This window comes from Terriglobus albidus, from assembly GCF_025685425.1.
Classification (GTDB): domain Bacteria; phylum Acidobacteriota; class Terriglobia; order Terriglobales; family Acidobacteriaceae; genus Terriglobus; species Terriglobus albidus.
In genome coordinates this window covers 21,197-39,565 of record NZ_JAGTAS010000055.1, presented here as the reverse complement: position 1 = coordinate 39,565, position 18,369 = coordinate 21,197, and the positions used below count along the sequence as shown (strand labels likewise).

At 58.4% G+C, this 18,369-nt stretch carries 16 protein-coding genes; 7 read left to right on the top strand and 9 right to left on the bottom strand.

The annotated features are described in order from the left end of the window. Positions 1-87 precede the first annotated feature (87 nt). A complete protein-coding gene (locus OHL21_RS14060; RefSeq protein ID WP_263417915.1) occupies positions 88-714 on the top strand; it encodes an RNA polymerase sigma factor in 627 nt (208 codons plus the stop codon). After that, a complete protein-coding gene (locus tag OHL21_RS14055) occupies positions 704-1,489 on the top strand; it encodes an anti-sigma factor family protein (RefSeq protein ID WP_263417914.1) in 786 nt (261 codons plus the stop codon). The genes OHL21_RS14060 and OHL21_RS14055 overlap by 11 nt, the downstream gene beginning before the upstream one ends. Before the next feature lie 4 nt (positions 1,490-1,493). Here the strand turns inward: OHL21_RS14055 and OHL21_RS14050 are convergent, their stop codons facing one another. The 3 genes from OHL21_RS14050 to OHL21_RS14040 are packed head-to-tail and all read right to left on the bottom strand — an operon-like array spanning position 1,494 to position 4,427. Then, positions 1,494-2,558: a beta-propeller fold lactonase family protein gene (locus OHL21_RS14050; protein WP_263417913.1), complete on the bottom strand. Its 1,065-nt coding sequence runs from the start codon at positions 2,556-2,558 to the stop codon at positions 1,494-1,496. An 8-nt stretch (positions 2,559-2,566) separates the two neighbouring features. Next, on the bottom strand, positions 2,567-3,340 hold the full coding sequence (locus tag OHL21_RS14045; RefSeq protein WP_263417912.1) for a hypothetical protein: 774 nt from the start codon (positions 3,338-3,340) through the stop codon (positions 2,567-2,569). A 28-nt stretch (positions 3,341-3,368) separates the two neighbouring features. Continuing rightward, a complete protein-coding gene (locus tag OHL21_RS14040; protein WP_263417911.1) occupies positions 3,369-4,427 on the bottom strand; it encodes a cytochrome-c peroxidase in 1,059 nt (352 codons plus the stop codon). A 327-nt stretch (positions 4,428-4,754) separates the two neighbouring features. On the opposite strand from OHL21_RS14040, the gene OHL21_RS14035 reads away from it, so the two are divergent. From OHL21_RS14035 to OHL21_RS14020, 4 genes are all read left to right on the top strand, one after another. Further along, positions 4,755-5,975, top strand: a complete 1,221-nt coding sequence (locus tag OHL21_RS14035) for a cupin domain-containing protein (protein WP_263417910.1) — start codon at positions 4,755-4,757, stop codon at positions 5,973-5,975. 12 nt (positions 5,976-5,987) lie between these two features. Beyond that, a complete protein-coding gene (locus OHL21_RS14030) occupies positions 5,988-7,031 on the top strand; it encodes a sugar phosphate isomerase/epimerase family protein (RefSeq protein ID WP_263417909.1) in 1,044 nt (347 codons plus the stop codon). A gap of 23 nt (positions 7,032-7,054) precedes the next feature. Continuing rightward, on the top strand, positions 7,055-8,206 hold the full coding sequence (locus tag OHL21_RS14025) for a Gfo/Idh/MocA family protein (protein WP_263417908.1): 1,152 nt from the start codon (positions 7,055-7,057) through the stop codon (positions 8,204-8,206). 274 nt (positions 8,207-8,480) lie between these two features. Then, positions 8,481-9,539, top strand: coding sequence for an aldose 1-epimerase family protein (locus OHL21_RS14020; protein WP_263417907.1), 1,059 nt, complete (start codon positions 8,481-8,483; stop codon positions 9,537-9,539). 30 nt (positions 9,540-9,569) lie between these two features. Here OHL21_RS14020 and OHL21_RS14015 read toward each other — a convergent pair whose 3' ends face one another. From OHL21_RS14015 to OHL21_RS14000, 4 genes are read right to left on the bottom strand one after another with little or no spacing between them, the layout of a single operon-like run. After that, a complete protein-coding gene (locus OHL21_RS14015) occupies positions 9,570-11,555 on the bottom strand; it encodes an ABC transporter permease/substrate-binding protein (protein WP_263417906.1) in 1,986 nt (661 codons plus the stop codon). After that, positions 11,548-12,492: an ABC transporter permease gene (locus OHL21_RS14010; protein ID WP_263417905.1), complete on the bottom strand. Its 945-nt coding sequence runs from the start codon at positions 12,490-12,492 to the stop codon at positions 11,548-11,550. The genes OHL21_RS14015 and OHL21_RS14010 overlap by 8 nt, the downstream gene beginning before the upstream one ends. Next, entirely contained in the window at positions 12,489-14,012 is a 1,524-nt protein-coding gene (locus tag OHL21_RS14005; RefSeq protein WP_263417904.1) for a sugar ABC transporter ATP-binding protein, read from the bottom strand. Before OHL21_RS14005 ends, OHL21_RS14010 begins: the two co-directional genes overlap by 4 nt. A 21-nt stretch (positions 14,013-14,033) precedes the next feature. Continuing rightward, a complete protein-coding gene (locus OHL21_RS14000) occupies positions 14,034-15,101 on the bottom strand; it encodes a LacI family DNA-binding transcriptional regulator (protein ID WP_263417903.1) in 1,068 nt (355 codons plus the stop codon). Between the two features lie 201 nt (positions 15,102-15,302). Between OHL21_RS14000 and OHL21_RS13995 the strand changes: the two genes are divergently transcribed. Further along, positions 15,303-15,902 carry a ComEA family DNA-binding protein gene (locus tag OHL21_RS13995; RefSeq protein ID WP_263417902.1) on the top strand — a complete coding sequence of 200 codons (600 nt, stop codon included), beginning with the start codon at positions 15,303-15,305 and terminating at the stop codon, positions 15,900-15,902. A 127-nt stretch (positions 15,903-16,029) separates the two neighbouring features. On the opposite strand, the gene OHL21_RS13990 is transcribed toward OHL21_RS13995, so the two are convergent. Both OHL21_RS13990 and OHL21_RS13985 read right to left on the bottom strand, forming a co-directional pair. Next, positions 16,030-17,271: a vWA domain-containing protein gene (locus OHL21_RS13990; RefSeq protein ID WP_263417901.1), complete on the bottom strand. Its 1,242-nt coding sequence runs from the start codon at positions 17,269-17,271 to the stop codon at positions 16,030-16,032. Between the two features lie 334 nt (positions 17,272-17,605). Beyond that, complete coding sequence (locus OHL21_RS13985) at positions 17,606-18,280, bottom strand: class I SAM-dependent methyltransferase (protein WP_263417900.1); 675 nt, start codon at positions 18,278-18,280, stop codon at positions 17,606-17,608. Positions 18,281-18,369 lie beyond the last annotated feature (89 nt).

Below are 18,369 nucleotides of genomic sequence, written 5' to 3'. Positions count from 1 at the left end.
CCCGGCGATAACTCTGAATTTTTATGTTTCTGCATGGATATATTCCGGACGAAGACCCTTTGTTCAGTGTTTTCGGAAAGTTTTTCAATGAGGAGGAGATGGATTGTTATCTCCGTCGTCCTTCATAATGAGTGCATTCCTATGGCTTCCAGCTTCGGCCAGTCGAGATTCGCGATTCTGGTACCTGCCATAGCAGGTCAAGGAAGAGCACGCGCCGTCGAGACTGAGGTGCTTGCGATGTTCGATCTGCACCACGCGGCGTTGTTGCGCTATGCGGTTTCGTTTGGCATCGCCGTGCAGGATGGGGAAGATGTCGTGCAGGAGAGCTTCCTGGCCCTCTTCCGGCATCTGGTTGAAGAGAAACCACGGGATAACCTTCGTAGCTGGCTCTTCCGCGTAACCCACAATCTGGCCTTGAAACGCCGTGGAGCATATAGCCGCGAAGTGCCCGAAGCTGACAACGTTTCTTTGGAGTGCACCGATCCTGCTCCCGGGCCGGAAGAGACCTTGCTTTTCTGCGAACGAAGGCTCCATTTGAGACGCGTGTTGCAGGCGATGCCCGCGATTGACCGTGCATGCCTGCAGCTTCGCGCTGAGGGGCTACGATATCGCGAGATCGCCGAAGTCATTGGAATCTCTCTTGGCTCAGTTGCGGCGGCAGTAGCGCGTTCCATCGAGAGGCTGGAGCGATCGGAGGTAAGCCGTGGGCAATAATGTACACCTTTCGCGCGAAGACCTCCTGTTATTGCAGGATGGAGAACTGACAGCCGGCGAGGTAGCAGCCGCAGAGCTCCATCTCTGTGAGTGTGAAGCTTGCCGCGCATTGAAGCTCAGAACGGAACGGACTTTCGCTGCAGCTGCGGCGACGATTGCTGTCGAAACCTCGAAGATGCCTGAGGCCCAGCGCGACGCATTGCACTATCGCATGATGTTGGCAAGACGGCGATCTTGGACGATAGGCTTCGCCACCGCTGCAGCGGGACTATTGATAACTGCCGGACTCGGAATATCGCTGCATCGGACTCATCAGGCGGTCGTGCCTTACCTCGAAGACCGTCCCGTGCCGAATCCGCAATTGACTCCCGGAGCTGTTCGCGTCATGGCTTTGGGTGAGGTATGTGGCGAGAAAGACGACGATTTTGACCCCGCAGTTCCGGCAACGACACAGCAGGTAGTCTTCGCCGAGTATCACGTACCGCAACAGCAGCGCGGCAAAGAGTTCCAGGTGGACTACCTGATCAGCCCACAGCTCGGCGGAACAGCAGAGATTCGGAACCTGTGGCCGCAGCCCTACAGCACCATGTGGAACGCACATGCCAAGGACATGCTGGAACGCAGGCTACATGGGATGGTTTGCAGTGGCTCCATGACCCTGGAGCAAGCACAGCATGAGCTTGCAGGCGACTGGATCGAGAGCTACAAGCAGGAGTTTAAAACGCAAGCCCCGCTTCGTATGGAAGCGGGGCTTGAACGTCCTTTGCTACCGTAAAGGCCTATGGCAGCGCCACCAGGCCCCAAGGGCCGCCGCTAGCCTTTGCCTTCTTCGTAACAGTAAAGCTCGCCAGGTCGACAAACGAGACATCATTTGACGGCCCGTTGGCGGTAAACAGCGTTTTGCCATCCGGCGAGAGTGTCATGCCCCACGGACGGGCGCCAACCTCAACCGAACCGATGATCTTGTTGTCCTTGGTGTCAATCGCAAAGACCTGCTTGCCGCGGCCTGTGCTGACGTAAAGCTTCGATGCATCGGGCGAGAGCAGAACATACATCGGCTTGATGACTCCGGCCTGGCCAAGCGTGATGGTCTTGGTCATCTTGTGTGACTTCACGTCCACGACGACCACGTTGCCATCATTCTCGGCGTTGATATAAGCGGTCTTGCCATCGGGCATGAAGGCTATGTTGCGGGGACGATGGCCGACCTTGATGGTGGCTATGATCTTGCCCTTCTCCGGATCCAGAACGGAGATCTCTCCCGTTCCTTCTGAAGTCACCCAGACCTCCTTACCATCAGGGCTGACACGCACGCCCTCAGGCTCACTGCCAATCTTGAACGACTTCTCAACCGTGCCGGAATCGACGTCAATGATGCTGACGGACGAGATATCTTCATTCGAGATAAAGAGCTTCTTCCCATCTTTGCTCAGATCGAAGTTCTCAGGGTCAGAACCTCCGGGAATGGTGCGAACGATTTTACGTGTCGCGAGATCGAAGACCGCGATGCCGTCTGCAGAGTGATCCGGCGGAGGCAGCGTGCTCTCATCCACACCAGGGCCGGCGATTGGCGTTCCGCTGAGCGCGATATACAGTTGCTTGCCGTCGGCCGCGGCATGAATGCCGCGTGGCCGCTTGCCTAGATGCACGTTCGCGATCGTCTGAGCCGTGCCAATGTCAATGATCGTCAGATCACCCGAGACTTCATTGGTGGCATACACGCGCGGTCCGGTTGGTTCCGGTGCGGGCTTCTCGGCGGAAGGCGCAGGTGCGCTCGACTTGCAGCCCAGGGCTGCAAGAGCAAGGCAGGTGGTGGCAACGAAAGGCAGTGCAAGCTTCCGCATGATTCTGACTATTCTCCCTTGAAGGTGAAGTTGGCAGGAGTGTCGCTCTTCGAAGAGACGCTTATGGTCTGCTCCTGGACGCCAAGTTTTTCGTGCCATACACCCAGTGTGTAGGTTCCGGGCGGCAGGTTTTCGATCTTGAAGGTGCCATCATCCTTCGAAACCGCGAAGTATGGATTATCCGTGACTCCGATAAACGCATGCATCCAGTCATGGATATTGCACTTCACCGGCACCATGATCTCCGGTTTGGTGAATTTACGTTGCAGCGGAGCATCCCCCGGACCCATGCTGTGGTTCCATTCGCGGTTGATCTGTGCCACCGGATGAATGTTGTGCGTCACAGGGTCGGAGTTGGTGATGGTGAGTTGCTGGCCGACCATGATGCCCAATACATGTGGCCGGAACCAGCAGCCGGACTGATCCAGCGTCACCGGCGTGGTGGGAACTTCGAAGACCTTTCCTTCCAGCCCCTTCCGGATATAGACGAAGGCGTTGGCCAGATTCCCCTTGCTATCAACGACGAGTGACTCGTCGTACGCCTTTCCTTTATGAGCCTTAACGCAGGTAGGGTCCTGGCTGATGTCGATCAGCTTCGGCGCCGGGCGTTTGCCAGTGTACTTCAAGGTGCCGGAGATGGAGCCGGTCGTTGCCGCGTCGACATGATAGAAGACCGGAGCGGACGATGTCTCCGTCGTCGCGACAGGTTCGGTGGGCTTCGACTTACAACCGGCGAGAGACGCGGTAAGCAGGACCAGGGCGAAGGATGGCTTCAGTCGCATATCACCGTCACTTTACTACCTGCGACGGCTACTTTGCAGGCGGACCCGAGTTTGGCGGCAGGTCGCCGGTAAGGGCATTCAGAAATTCGACCAGATCGAGGCGGTCCTGCGTACTGAGATGAATCTTCTTGATCTCAGGATCGAGATAGGGGTTGGAGTTACCCTGCCCGGCGTAAAAGTCCACAACCTCCGGCAGAGTCTTGATGCTGCCATCGTGCATATAAGGCGCGGTCTGTGCGATATTGCGCAGCGTCGGCGTTTTGAAAGCGCCCTTGTCCGTCTCGACCTTGGTCTCGTGATACCGGCCAACGTCCGTGAAGTCTCCATCGCCGCTCACGCCCTGGCCGATGTTGTGGAACTTGCCATCGGTGAAGAGCGCATCCTTCGGCCCGATGGTATGGCAGGAGGCACAGTTGCCTCCTGCGGGATTCAGGAAAACTGCCAGACCGCGAAGCTGCGCCGGTGTTAGCGCATTCTTGTCGCCGCCATACTGAAAGCGATCAAATGCGGAGTTCGCGCTCAAAAGTGTGCGTTCGAAGCTGGCCAGAGCCTTCTCGACGCGCACGAGATTGATCTCCTTCGAGCCGTACACCTTGCGAAACATCCTGGGATACTCTGCATCGTCCTTCAGTTTGTCGAGAAAGATCTCGTGCTTGACGTTATTCATCTCGACCGGATTGGCGATGGGGCCGACTGACTGCTGTTCGAGGGAAATAGCACGCCCGTCCCAGAACTGGAAGGGCATATATGCCGAATTGAGAAGCGTTGGGGCATTGCGAACGCCAAGCTGATCGTTCACACCCTTCGAGAGCCGCAGGCCATCGGTGAAGTAGAACTTCGGATCGTGACAATGTGCGCACGCCAGGGAGTTGTCGCTGGAGAGGCGCTTGTCATAGAAGAGCCGCCGTCCCAGCTCGACTGAGTCTGCCGTAAGCGGATTGTCGGCAGGGACGGGAACCGGTGGAAGCCCGAGCGGCGCCTTGATCGCGATGGGTTTCCCGATCGGGTTGTCCTGGGTCCTGGAGCGGCATCCGGCGAGCAGCAGGAGCAGGACGGCGAAACAGGTAAGCGTGCGTGGTGACGGCATATCGAATGCTAACGGTTATGGGACGTACGAGGTTCCGTTTGGGTTCCAGTGTGGCCGATCATCGAAACGGAGGGAAAACCCGAAGCGTTTTCGGAAGTCCTTGACATTGGCTTCTCCGCATCGATACTATCCTCGCGACAATGAGACGTCTCACGATGCTGCTCAATACTCTGCCCAAATGCCCTTATACGCTGCGTTTCCCCGCAGTGCCGGGCAAGGCCGGGTGGGCGTTATAGTGTTGGCGTCCTCAAACAACCGGATTCGCTGGTTTCTGCCTGTCATCGGTGGGGCAGCCAGTTCTCCGCAACAGAAGAAGGAAGACGTCACATGGTGAATCGCTCTATCGTTCAGGCCGCTGTCAATGCCGGTGAGGGCATCCTCCGGCTGGCTCCCTGCTGGGTCCCCCGTTCGTTTATGATCCCCGGCCGCCGTCTGCGGCTGCATCCGGACGATCTTTATGCCTTTGGCGCGAATCGTGGCGGCATCAACGAACGCTGGTTTTCGTCCACGACCAAGGCTTCGAACGGCCCGCTGACCACTGAGGACGAAGGTCTGAGCTACGTCGTGACCAGCTCCGGTGAGAAGTTCCTTCTGAAGGATGCCGTCGACGAAGCCGGCGATCTGCTGCTGGGCGCCGATGTCATGGCCCGCGAGAAGGGCTGGAACATCCTCTGCAAGTTCTTTGACAATATGGGGCCTATTCCTCACCACATGCACCAGGACGACGAGTTCGCGGCGCGTGTCGGCTTCAAGGGCAAGCCAGAGGCGTACTACTTCCCGCCGCAGTACAACCAGATCAAGAACAACTTCCCGTACACCTTTATGGGCCTTGAACCTGGCACGACGAAGGATGATGTGCGCAAGTGCCTGGAGAACTGGAACAAGGGCGACAACGGCATCCTCGGCTTCGCTCGCGCCTATCTGCTGGAGCCTGGCACCGGCTGGCAGATCGATCCGGGCATTCTGCATGCTCCGGGCTCGCTTGTTACCTACGAGCCGCAGGTAAACTCTGACGTCTTCGCGATGTTCCAATCGGAAGTAGACGGACGTCTCGTCGACTGGAGCCTGCTCGTGAAGGATGTTCCCGCAGACAAGCAGCATGATCTGGATTACCTGATTGCCATGCTCGACTGGGATGCGAATGTGAACCCCGAGTTCGGCAAGTCGAACAAGTGCTTCCCAACTCCTGTGAAGCCATTCGCTGAGACCGAAAAGCTGGGCTACCGCGAAGTATGGATCACCTACGGTACGGGCTTCTACTCAGCCAAGGAACTCACTGTGCTGCCAGGCCAAAAGGTGACTATCACCGATGCGGAAGCGTATGGTTGCATCGTCGTTCAAGGCCATGGATCGCTCGGCAAGCAGCCGGTCTCCGCTCCGACGATGATCCGTTTCGGCCAACTGACAGAAGACGAATACTTCATCACCAAGACAGCTGCCAACCAGGGCGTCGTGGTCGAGAACAAGAGCATCAGCGATCCGCTGGTGATCCTCAAGCACTTTGGTCCCGGCAACCCCGATGCCGAGCCGCTGAAAAAGAAAAAGTAACCGGAGCGTGTTGTGAGCACACACAAGAAGCCTGCACTGCATAACGCAATGTGGCCGGGTCTGGTCGGGAAAGGACCAGACTCGGAGCCGCCAATTTCTCTGGAACAGATGCTCGACCTGACGGCCGCCGCCGACGTGAACGGCGTGAAGTTCGACGGCGTGGACCTGTTCGCCTCAGCCCCGCATACCGACATCGATTCGACCCCTGACGATCTGAAGAAGCTCGCCGACTCCATCGCCGGCCGCAACCTGGTTGTGGGCTCGCTGGTAGCGCCGGTGTGGCCGCCGACAGGCGGTGGATCGAGCTTTGGTTCCGAGGAAGATCGCAAGCACTATCTCACGCAGGTGAAGAAGGCTTGCATCATGGGCAAGACGCTCAAGGAGATCGGCATCCGCAAGTACGGCATCATCCGCGTGGATACCGCCGCCAGCCCTTCTCAGTGGGCCGAGAATCCCGTTGAGAATACGAAGAAGGCTGCAGCGACACTGGCCGAAGCCTGCAAGATCGCCGAGGAGTATGGCGAGCGCCTGGCTCTCGAAGGCGAGATCTGCTGGGGCGCTATGCATAGCTGGCGCCGCGTGGTGGAGCTTCTGGAGGCTGTGAACTGTCCGCAGACGCTGGGCTACCAGGCGGATATGGCGCACTCCATGCTCTATACGCTGGGCTACAACGCGCCGGAAGATCGCATCCTGCCCGAGAACTTTGACTGGAATGACAAAGCCACGCTGATGGCGGCATTCAAGACGCTGACCGATGCATTGCGTCCGTGGACGGTCGACTTCCACGTTGCGCAGAATGACGGTACGGTCCATGGAGCCGGATCGCACGATAAGACTGGACGTCACTGCCCGGTGAACGATCCGAACGGCAAGATGGATGTCGTTGAGGTTGCCGGCCTGTGGCTTCGCGGCGCAGACGGTCAACCAACCAGAGCGATGCAGCACATCTGCTGGGACGGCTGCATGTTCCCCAATGCGATGATGATGAATCCGCAGACCTGGAACGATATTCTTGCCACCATGATCAAGGTGCGCGATGCGCACGGATGGGACTGAAAGAAGGGACGTGGGAGTAAGACATGGCTAAGAAAAAATTGAACGTCGGCCTCGTGGGCTATGGCTTCATGGGGAAGACCCACTCGAACGCCTTCCTGCAGGCTCCGCGCTTCTTCGATACGCCCTATCAGCCGGTATTGAAGGCCGTCTGTGCCCGCAGTGCGGAAAAAGCCAAAGGCTTTGCCGACACCTGGGGTTATGAGTCGGTTGAGACCGATTGGCGCAAACTGATCGAACGCAAAGATATCGATGTCATCGATATCGCCAGCCCGAACAACACCCACGCCGAGATCGCCATCGCCGCCGCCGAGGCAGGCAAGTGGGTCCTGTGCGAAAAGCCTCTGGCCCGTACGGCTGAAGAGGGTAAGCCTATGTGGGACGCGGTTAAGAAAGCCGGCGTGCCCAACATGGTCTGGTACAACTACCGCCGCGTTCCCGCCGTTGTTCTGCTGAAGCAGTTGCTCGACGAGGGCCGCTTCGGGCGCATCTTCCACTATCGTTCGCAGTTCCTGCAGGACTGGACGATCTCGGAAGATCTCCCGCAGGGAGGTCAAGCGCTGTGGCGCCTCGACTCCGCTGTCTCAGGCTCCGGTGTTACCGGCGACCTGCTGGCGCACAACATCGATATGGCGATGTGGCTCAACGGTCAGATCGTCGATGTGACGGCCATGACCGAGACCTTCATCAAGGAGCGCATGCACAATGAGACCGGCAAGAAGCAGCCGGTCACCATTGACGATGCTGCCGCCTTCCTTGGGCACTTCGAGAACGGATCGATGGCATTGTTCGAGTCGACGCGCTACGCCCGCGGTCACAAGGCGCTCTTCACCCTGGAGATCAATGGTGAGAAGGCTTCCGCTCGCTGGGATCTGCACGACCTGCATCGCCTGGAGTTCTTCGATCATCGCGACGAAGGCCGCCTGCGTGGATGGAAGAGCATTCATATCACCGATGGCGATCATCCGTACATGAAGAACTGGTGGGTCCCGGGTCTGCAGATCGGCTACGAGCACACCTTCATCCACCAGGTTGCGGATTTCCTGATCGCCGCAGGTGAGGGCAAAAGTGCCGAGCCAACCTTTGAGGACGGTCTGAGGTGCGACTATGTCACCGACGCGGTCCTGAAGTCGGCGAAGTCGAGGCAGTGGGAGTCGGCGCTTCCGCCGAAAGAGTAGGGGATATCCGGAACTCTGCGAATCCTTCATCGCAACATTTACATCAAGAAGCTTCCGTAACCCCGACTGATGGTTTACGCTTGCGCGGTGGGTGAGGGCGATGACACGCCCTGGAGGATTTTCACTGCGGGTGTACCCAGAGGATCCGCATTTATGGGCGTTTTCCGCAATGAAAACGCCGCTGCACTCCTCTTCCGGGACACCCAGCAATAGTGAAAATGCTCTAACCACCGCGCAACTTGTTTTTAGAATGGGCCAAGGGAGATGGACGCACATGAGTTCCGAAACTCGCACTTATATCGAAGAACGTATCGGCCGGTTGTCGCAGGTGGGTGGTGTCACCGCATTTGAGTACGCCGAAGGCAAGTCCAAGGGGGTTTCGGCTCTACGGGTGCGTACCGCCACGGGCCTCGAGTTCTGGGTGATGCCGGGCCGCGGTATGGATATCGGAGAGGCTACTTACCTGGGCAAGTCATTGAGCTGGCAGTCGCCGACCGGTGTGACGAACTCATCCTATTACTCAAACCGCGGCCTGGAGTGGCTGAGCGGCTTCCATGGCGGCCTGCTGTGTTTCTGCGGCCTCTCCCACGCCGGCGCCCCCTGCGATGACTGTGGCCAGCACCTCGGCCTGCATGGCCCCATCTCCAATACGCCTGCTGAGCAGGTGAGCTGGTCAGAAGAGTGGAAGGGCGACGACTGCATCTTCACCATCACAGGAAAGGTACGTGAGGCCTCGGTCTTTGGCCCAAACCTGGTGCTCAGCCGCAAGATCACGACCTCGCTGAAGTCCAGCACGATCTCGATAGAGGACACCATTGAGAACCTCGGCTATAGCGAGTCTCCGCTGATGGCGCTGTATCACCTCAACTTCGGATACCCTCTGCTCACAGGAAAGAGCGAGGTTTTTGCCAGCCCGGCAAAGACTGACGCGGCTACACCTTATGCGCAGGAGAGCCTCAAACAGTGGAATGTCTTTGAAGAGCCCACACGCGGCATCGAAGAGCGCGTCTACTTCCACAAGATGAAGCCGGGAGCCGATGGCTGGGTGAACACCCTGCTGGTCAGCGACCGGGAAAAGAAAGACTGGGCCGTAAGCGTGCGCTACGATGCCAGCACGCTGCCTGATTTCGTCCAATGGAAGCTGACGGGGGTAAACCACTACGTTCTGGGCCTGGAACCCTCCAACTGCCGCAGCCTCGGTCGCAAAAAAGAGCGCGAGCGCGGAACGTTGAAGAGCCTGAAGCCAGGCGAAAAGACCGTGCTGCGGGTGGAGCTGACTGTCCACGACGGCGCAGAAGCAGTAGCCGCCGCCATCAAAGCCACCGAAGTCTAGGTGACCCATGCACCCGGTGTATGGGCTGTTCTAAAAATGCAGGCTGTCGACATTGTTCTTATCGATAAGCAGCGGCTTGCCGAGAATAATCTCCGATCCACTGATCTCCAGGTTGCCCAACCGGCCAACATGCACGCTGTTGGCTCCAGCCTGAATCTTCTTCTCCGCCTTCAGCGCTCCCGCATAGACGGTCAGATATCCAAGATCCTGCGTATTCCAGAGAAAGATCGTCTGTACTGATCCATCGTGCAGATAAGTGCGGCAGATCGACGGCAGGGAGAGCCCGATCACTTTGACGTCTATGCGGCCCGACTGTGCAACGGCCTCAGCCGCTCCCGGAACCGCTGGAGCAGAGATAGCAATAATCAGCTTTACCTGCGGATACGCCTTGAGGATGACCTGGGTCTGATTGAAGGCCTTGTCGCGGTCGTCGTCGCTGGGCTGAATCGTAGCGAGCTGCAGGTTCGGATGGTTTGAGGCGACCCGCTTCTTGATATCGGCAATCCACTCGTTCTGGTTCTCGGCGCTCAGCGCTCCGGTCACAATGGCGAACTGTCCGCCGTTCGGTAGCAACCGTGCGCCTTCATCGGTCAGGGCGTTGGCGATGCCGACAGGCGTGGCCTGGTTCAGGAAGTAGTCGCGTGCGTTGAGTTCGGCGTCTGCGTCCCAGGTCAGTACCGGGATGCCGTGAGCGCGAGCTTTGCGAAGTACGGTGGAGATGCTGCCTTTGTTCTCCACCGCAACGACGATGGCGTCAACGCCGCGCGTGATCCAGTTCTCCACCAGCTCGTTCTGCTGCGAGGCGTCGAGGCTGGTGGGGCCATCCCAGATGAGATCGACTCCGAGTTCTTTCGCGGCCTCTTCCGCTCCGGCGCGCGCACTGATGAAGTACGGATCTCCCTTGGCCTTCGGCATGACCGCGATGGTCAGGCGGTGTCCCGCGGCGACCGTACCATTACGATGACCGGCAGCGTGGAAGAGCAACGTGCAGACGACACCGAGTGCTACAACGGCAGCGAGAGCAAATGCCGGCCGCTTCCGCAAAGGAGTTTCGCCGGCCGTGACCTTGAACGTACCGGTAGAACGCAGCCGGTCGACGGCGACGATGGCCAACAGCAACACGCCGATCAGAACTCCGGTGAGCTCCGACGGCAGCGCCATCAGATGCATGCCGTTCTGCAGTACGGAGAGGAAGAAGAGCCCCAGCATAGAGCCCAGCAGCGTGCCTCGGCCGCCAAAGACCGAGACTCCGCCGACGACTACCGCAGTGATGGCCTGCAGCTCATATCCGGTCCCAAGATCGGACTTTGCCAGACCGAGGTGGGCCACATAGATCACTGCGGCAAGTGATGCGATGATGCCCGAGAGCACATACAGCAACGCCAGCCGCTTGCGTACCGGAATTCCGGCATAGCGAGCGCCTTCGGCGTTGAAGCCGATGGCATAGATGGAGCGGCCGATCACCGACTTGTGCAGCAGGATGGTGTAGGCCGCCAGCACGACGATGAGGATCGGAAGCTGTACTGGGATGAGCTTCCAGAAGTATCCCTGTCCGAGATGGAGAAAGCCTGCGGGATAACCGGTAAAGCTCACTGCGCCATGCGTGATGCCCTCAGCGATGCCGCGATAGAGCGAGAAGGTGCCCAGAGTTACGATCAGCGGCGGCAGCCGCAGCCCGGCGATTAGGAGAGCATTCAGGCCACCGGCAACAAGGCCCAATAGGAGTGACAGCGCAACGCAGGCGGCAATCGGAAGATGCCCGTCATGCCACATCGTGCCGAAGAGGACGGCGGTCATACCGATGGCTGAACCGACGGAGAGATCGATGCCGCCGGTAATCAGGATCGGCGTAAGGGCAATCACCAACAAGCCGAGCTCGACCGAGAAGCGGATGATCTCAAAGAAGTTTCCCCAGGTAGCAAAGCTTGGCGCGGCAATGCTGAAGTAAATGCACTCGAGCACCAGAGCCGCAACCAGCGCAACTTCCGCAGCGGAGATATGCAGGCGCCTAAGCATGGCTCACCTGCCGCCGCCGATAGTGACTCAGGACATTGACCGAAACAGCCGCCAGGATGATGAGCCCCTGAATCGCGTGCTCCCAGTAAGCGCTGACACCAAGGAAAGTAAGCGCAGGCCCGATGATGCCCAACAGAACGACACCAAGCACTGTCCCGGCAATCGTGCCGGAGCCGCCGGTGATAGTGGCCCCACCGACGGCCACAGCAGCAATCGTCTTCAGTTCCAGGCCAATGCCGGAGTTGCTCGGGATCTGATTGAAACGCACCGCATTCAACGCCGCCGAGAAGCCGGTGAGCAGACCTGTGATGGCAAAGACCGAGAAGAGCACCCGGTTGGTGTCGATACCGAGGATGCGCGCCGCGGCTTCGTTCGAGCCAGTCGCGAAGATGTTTCGCCCACCTCGGAAGTAGCGCAGCCCTACGGCGAAAAAGACAATCAGCAGTACCGCAACCACCAGCATGAGAATCGTATAGGCCGTCTGCGAGAGGCCGAATCTCTGGAAGCTGGCCGGAAGATCTCCCACCCATGCACCCTGAGTCTGCCAGCGCAGGCCGTCGCGAATGGCCACCATCGATGCCAACGTCACGACGATGGAAGGCATGCGCATCCAGGCGACCAGTGCGCCATTAAACGAGCCAAGAAGGGCGCCGACAACGCTGGCAATCAGCATGGCGACCAATACCGGCAGGCCCGCTCGTGCGGCCACTCCCGTAACAATGCTGCAGACCGCAAAAACAGATCCAACCGAGATATCGATCTGTCCCGTCAGGATGATAAGGGTCATTCCGAGAGAGACGATCAGGACCGGGACATTCGCGAGAAACAGGTCCGAGAGATTGTCCACCGTGAAGAAGCCGTGTGTTGTGGCAGCCAGCAGCGCCAGCACCAGCAGAATGGTTGCGGCTACGGCAAGTTCGCGTGCGTACGCCTTCATGCCTGCACCTCATGGCCAAAGGCCAGCGACATCACCTTTTGCTGTGTGGCTTCTTCCCGGCTGAGCGTAGCGACGATAGTGCCGTTATAAAAGACTCCGATACGATCACTCATCCCCAACACCTCCGGCAGTTCCGAGGAGATGAGGATGACCGCCATGCCGCGTTCCGCGAACTCCACGATGAGTTCATGGATCTCTGACTTGGAACCCACGTCCACGCCCTGCGTCGGTTCATCCAGGATCATGATCCCCGGTTTGATGGCCAGCCAACGCGCCAGTGCGACTTTCTGCTGATTTCCGCCGGAGAGTGCTCCGGCTACGGTATCAGTCGCAGGGGCTTTGATGCGAAGACTGGTGCGGTATGCCTCGGCAACCGACTGTTCCCGATTGCTGTCCAGCAGACCACGTTTTGCTACATCGTTCAGACTGGCAAGCGTGATGTTGCTGGCAATACTCATGTCCAGGATCACGCCATGCTGACGGCGATCCTCTGGCAGATAGCCGAGACCCTTTGCAATGGCCTCAGCAGGACTGCCGATCGTGACCTCGCGTCCGTGCAATGTGATCGATGTATGTACGGGAGTAATTCCGAAGAGTGTACGCGCCAGTTCGGTACGGCCCGAGCCTACCAGGCCGGCCAGACCGAAGATCTCTCCCTTGCGTACCGAGAACGAGATATCGTGCAGCCCGGCCTCGGGATTATTGAGATCCTTCACCGCAATAGCGACATCCCCCGGAACAACCGTCCGCTTGGGAAAGACCGATTCAATCGATCGGCCGACCATCAGCTCGATCAGCTTTGCGCGGTCAACGTCGCCGGCATTGCAGCAGGCGATGGTCTCGCCATCGCGCAGCACCGTGATGCGATCGGCAAGGGAAAGAATCTCTTCCAGGCGGTGTGAGATGTAGATGATGGCGACGCCTTCGGAGCGGAGACGTTTTACCAGCGTGAACAGCTTCTCTGTCTCCCGTTCGGAGAGCAGCGCGGTAGGCTCATCCATCAGCAGAATGCGCGCCTTCGCCCCAATGGCCTTGGCGATCTCTACCACCTGCTGCTCCGCCATACTGAGCGTTCCGGCAAGGCGGTCCGGATCGATGTTTGCGCCGATGGAGTGAATCAGCTCTTTCGCCCGCTGTTTGCGGCTGCGCCAATCCACCGTGATGCCGCCCCGTTCGCGCTCCAGCGGCATGCAGATGTTTTCCGCGACCGTGAGATGTGGAAAGATTGCCGGCTGCTGATAGATGGCAGCAACGCCCAAAGCGCGGGAGCGATTGGGATCGTTCTCCGAAATCCGTTGACCAAAGATCTCTAACTCACCGGAGTCCGGCTGAATGGCTCCGGTAATGATCTTGGTCAGGGTCGATTTGCCGGCGCCGTTTTCTCCGATGAGAGCATGAACTTCACCAGGCAGCAGTTCCAGCGAACCGGAACGAAGCGCCCGCACACCGGCATAGGACTTCGTCAGAGACTTCGCCGCGATGGCGAGCGGTGGAGCACTGTTCGATGAGACGTTTTGCATGCGGGAAACTGGGTCACCAGCTTATTCCTTCGCGTGCTTCTTTGTCTCGCTCTTTACGGGTTCGTCTTTCAGCCGTCCTGAAGAGGACTCGCGCACAACCAGCTCCGCCGGAAGCTGTACACGGGTGATGGGGGGCGGCGACTGCTCGCCACCTTCAATCCGCCGCAGCAAAACTTCCACTGCCCGGTGACCCATCTCGTAGGTGGGTTGTACCACGGTAGAGATACCGGGCTTGAAGAGGGCCTCAGCGTTAACCTGGTCAAAGGTCACAAATGCGAAGTCTCGCGGCGTGCGCAGGCCGAGCGAGTAAAGGCTGCGGAGTGCGGCCATACCGGTAACGCCATTGGTAGCCAGCAGTGCCGTTGGTTTGTTGTCGCCGGTGCGAAAGCCACGCTGACACAGACCGGAGACGACCTCCTGGCCAAACGCTCCATTCCAGATCAGTGAGTCATCCACCGGCAGGCCCGCGCGGGTCAACGCATTGCGATACCCGCGAAGACGTTCCCGCTCATTCTGCAGTGAGAGCGGACCGGTGATAATGGCGATGCGGGTATGGCCGTTCTCGATCAAATGGGCCGTGGCCATCTCAGAGGCGCCGGCGTCATCGACGCAGACCGAGTCGACCTCCAGGTCAACCGGCACGCGGTCGACGCAGACGATCGGTGAACCGGCGACGCTTTGCGGATCTTCGGTCTCGGCGGCGTCGCGCGATTGCGCGGTGACCAGCAGAATGCCTTCTGCTCGCTGTGCGCGCAGCAGCGCCAGCATGTCGGCCTCGCGCTCCGGGCTTCCTTCGGAGTCAAGCACGATGAGGAAGTATCCACGCTCACGCGCCGCAGCCTCTGCGCCTCGCACGATCTTAGGGAAGAAGGGAATCGTAATGTCGGGGATCACGATGCCCAGCGTGTAGGTGCGATTGGTTTTCAGACTCCGTGCGATCAGGTTGGGCCGATAGTTTAGGACGCGGATCGCTTCCAGCACCTTCTGCCGCGAGCGTTCGCTTACCTTTGCAGATCCGCTAATAACATTTGAAACCGTACCGGCGGAGACGCCGGCGAGCTTCGCGAGTTCTTTCTGATTCGGTGCCATGGGCCGGAAAACAATTCCTTTAGATCGTTGGCTATGCGTCCAGATACATCAACCAACTCTACATGCGACTCTATATGAGAGTCGACGCAAGGTCACGGGCGAATACCGGCCGAACCTTCCCCGCTCCGCTCACCATGTGGCCCGGGGAGAAGTCAGAATGTTAAAATCCCGGCAGGGTCTACCAATGGGAAGGTGAGGGAAATGAGCGCTTTACACACGAAATGGAATCGGCTCACAAGCAAGCTGAATCCGGTGTATCTGAAGTTCACAGCTGCAGGTATTGGGGTTGCGTTGTGTCTGGTGGCCATTTCGGTCACCGCCGAGCCGAAGCCGGCCGATCCGCCGGCAGCCGTCATGTCCGCTTATCAGCAGGATGAGCATCCTGAGTTCCCCGCTGGTCCGGGACGCGATGTGACGCTGCGTGTGTGCAGCCGTTGCCACTCGCCCAACAACATTCTGAGCCGCCCGCAGAACCGCGAAGGTTGGGAAGCAACCATCGCCAAGATGGTGGACATGGGAGCCACTGCCAGTGATGAGGATTTCGCCGCCATCCTCGACTACGTTTCCAAGAACTTCCCCGCTCCCGGTACCGGAGGAGCTGCAGCGACGGCACACGTCAATGCAAATAAGGCGACTGCCGCCGACCTGGCCAAGGCTCTCAGCCTGACCGACAAGGAAGCGGCCGCCATCGTGGACTACCGCACCAAGAACGGCGACTTCAAAACAATCGACGATCTAAAGAAAGTTCCGGATGTGGACGCCAAAAAGATCGACGACAAGAAAGACATCATCGACTTCTAATCAGAAGAGATTGCAGAAAGCCAAAGCCCCTCGTTACGAGGGGCTTTGGTTATATCTTTACCTGCCTGGGTGCCCCACCCTCGCAACGCGAGGGTGGGCTAGGAACCCATGAAACGTCGGCCTGTTTCTAGTGCACAGTCCTCATCCGCCGCTGCATAAAATCCATTAGCAGATAATTCCCCAGCGTCTGCGGTGTAGTGAAGTAAGCCTTCCCACGGCACATGGCCGTCACCTTCTGCACAAACTGCACCAGGGCAAAGTCGTTGGTGAGCATGAAGGTATTGATCTGAATGCCAGACCTCTTACACCGCCCCACCTCTTCCAGCGTTTCAGAGACCACAAGCGGATCGAGGCCGAAGGCATTTTTATAGATACGCCCGTCGGGCAAGGTCAGTGCCGATGGCTTACCGTCCGTGATCATCACGATCTGCTTCATCTGCTTGTTGGAGCGGGAAAGAATACGGCGGGCGACCTTGAAGCCCTCGCGCGTGTTCGTATACCAGGGGCCGACCTTCACGCGGCCAAGCTGCGAGATGGGAATCTCCTCAGCCGAATCGTGAAAGAGCACCAGATGCAGCGAGTCACCGGGAAACTGCGTACGCGTCAGATGCGAAAGCGCCATCGCTACCCGCTTCGCCGGTGTAAAGCGGTCTTCTCCATAGAGGATCATCGAGTGCGAGCAGTCGAGCATTACTACCGTATCGCAGGAAGCCTGGAACTCTGATTGATGCACGTACAGATCGCTGTACTCAATGTTCAGTGGCATGTTCAGTCCTTCGCGTTCAATCGCGGACTTCAACGTGGCGGTGACATCGAGATTGAGTGTGTCGCCAAATTCGTAAGGCTTGGACGATCCGCTGGCTTCGACACCGGATGCTTCCTGGATCGTGTCATGACGCCCGAAGTTAGCCCGCCCCATAGAGCCAAGCAGATCGCGCAGCGCTTTGTACCCGAGAAAGTCCATCGACTTGTCGGTGACCTCGAAGCGGACCTGCGACTCGTTGCGTCCGACTTCGCCTGGCGCGGTGGACTGCTGCGTCCTGTCCGAGGTCTCCGCATCCGTGCGGATCATATTCTCGTTCTGCATGCGCTCGACCAGGCGGTCGACCAGGCTCTCCTGCTGCTCGGCAGACATCTCGTCGTACTGCTGCTGTGTCTGCTCGTCGAGGAAGTCGCCATTCTCCAGCACCTGGCGGATGGCCTCGCGCAGATCGTCGAGCGTCTGGTCCAGGTTCATCTCGCTGAAATCGGCGTAAGGATTCTGGAAGCCGGAGTCGAGCAGAAAATCGCCGAGCGCTTCCATCAGCTCTTCAAGGCCAAGCTCGCTGGCCAGGTCGCCTTCGTACTTCTTGTAGCGCGTCGTCTTCATCGGCCTGCTTCGATGATACGCCTCTGGGGCGCGCTGACAGCTTGGATCGCGTACTCTGCGTGCTCCATCCATTGCAACTCAGGGTCCCCGACAAAGACCTGGTTGCTGAGGTGAACTATTCCAGCGGAGCTCGAACGGGTGGGAGCCGAGGGCTTCCAGCCCTCGGTCTATCGCTTCAATAGAAATGGGCTTTAGCCCTGGGCCTTCTCTGTCTAATAGAAAAAAGGCCCACGGCTAAAAGCCCATTTACTTTTACGCCTTTATCAGCGGGCTGAAGCCCGCTGCTCCCACCAAATTTCAGTCATCCTTTGACCGCTCAGATCAATCCAATGCCCTAAAAACGCGTACCTGCCATCACCGCAAAGCGGGCTTCCTTGTACCAGCAGTCGGCGTCAGCAAAACCTGCCTCGCGCATCCAGCGGAGCTGCTCTTCAACCGGAGAACACTTGTCGTCAGTCATACGGTAGAGACTCGCTTTGATCTGCTCTTCGGTAGCTCCGATCATCCGTACCTGGCGCAACCAGAGCTCATGGTAGCGATCGGTGACAGAAGGCGTCGGCCCGGCCACCTGATCGGCGTTGATGAAGACACCACGCGGTTTCAATGCGTTGAAGGCGGCGCGGAAGACCTGCTGTTTGGCTTCATCGGTTGAGTGATGGATCGAAAGAGCAGAGACGACGGCGCAGGCATCACCGGGGAGGGAATCGCTGGTGTAGTCGAGCTGATGGAAGTGGATGCGGCTGTCGTGCGCGAGACGTACGCGGGCGATATCGAGCATCGATGGCGAGAGATCGACGAGATGAATCTGTGCGTCAGGAAAGTGCTGCCGGATGAGTGCGGTCAGGATTCCTGTACCGGCTCCGAGATCGATGATGGTTTTCGCTGCCGGCGGAATCAGGCGGATGGCCCAGCCGTAGAAGTCATCGTGCGGAGGAATCAGCTTTGCACGGTCCTGGTCGTAGGTGGCGGCGGTCGTATCGAAGACAAGCTGCGTGGCACTGATGTTCATGACCTGAACCATAAGCGCGAATGTAGTGGAGTGAAAGGTCCTATAAGAAAGAGTAATTTTGAAATTCGAAATTACTTTTCCCCCGCGCA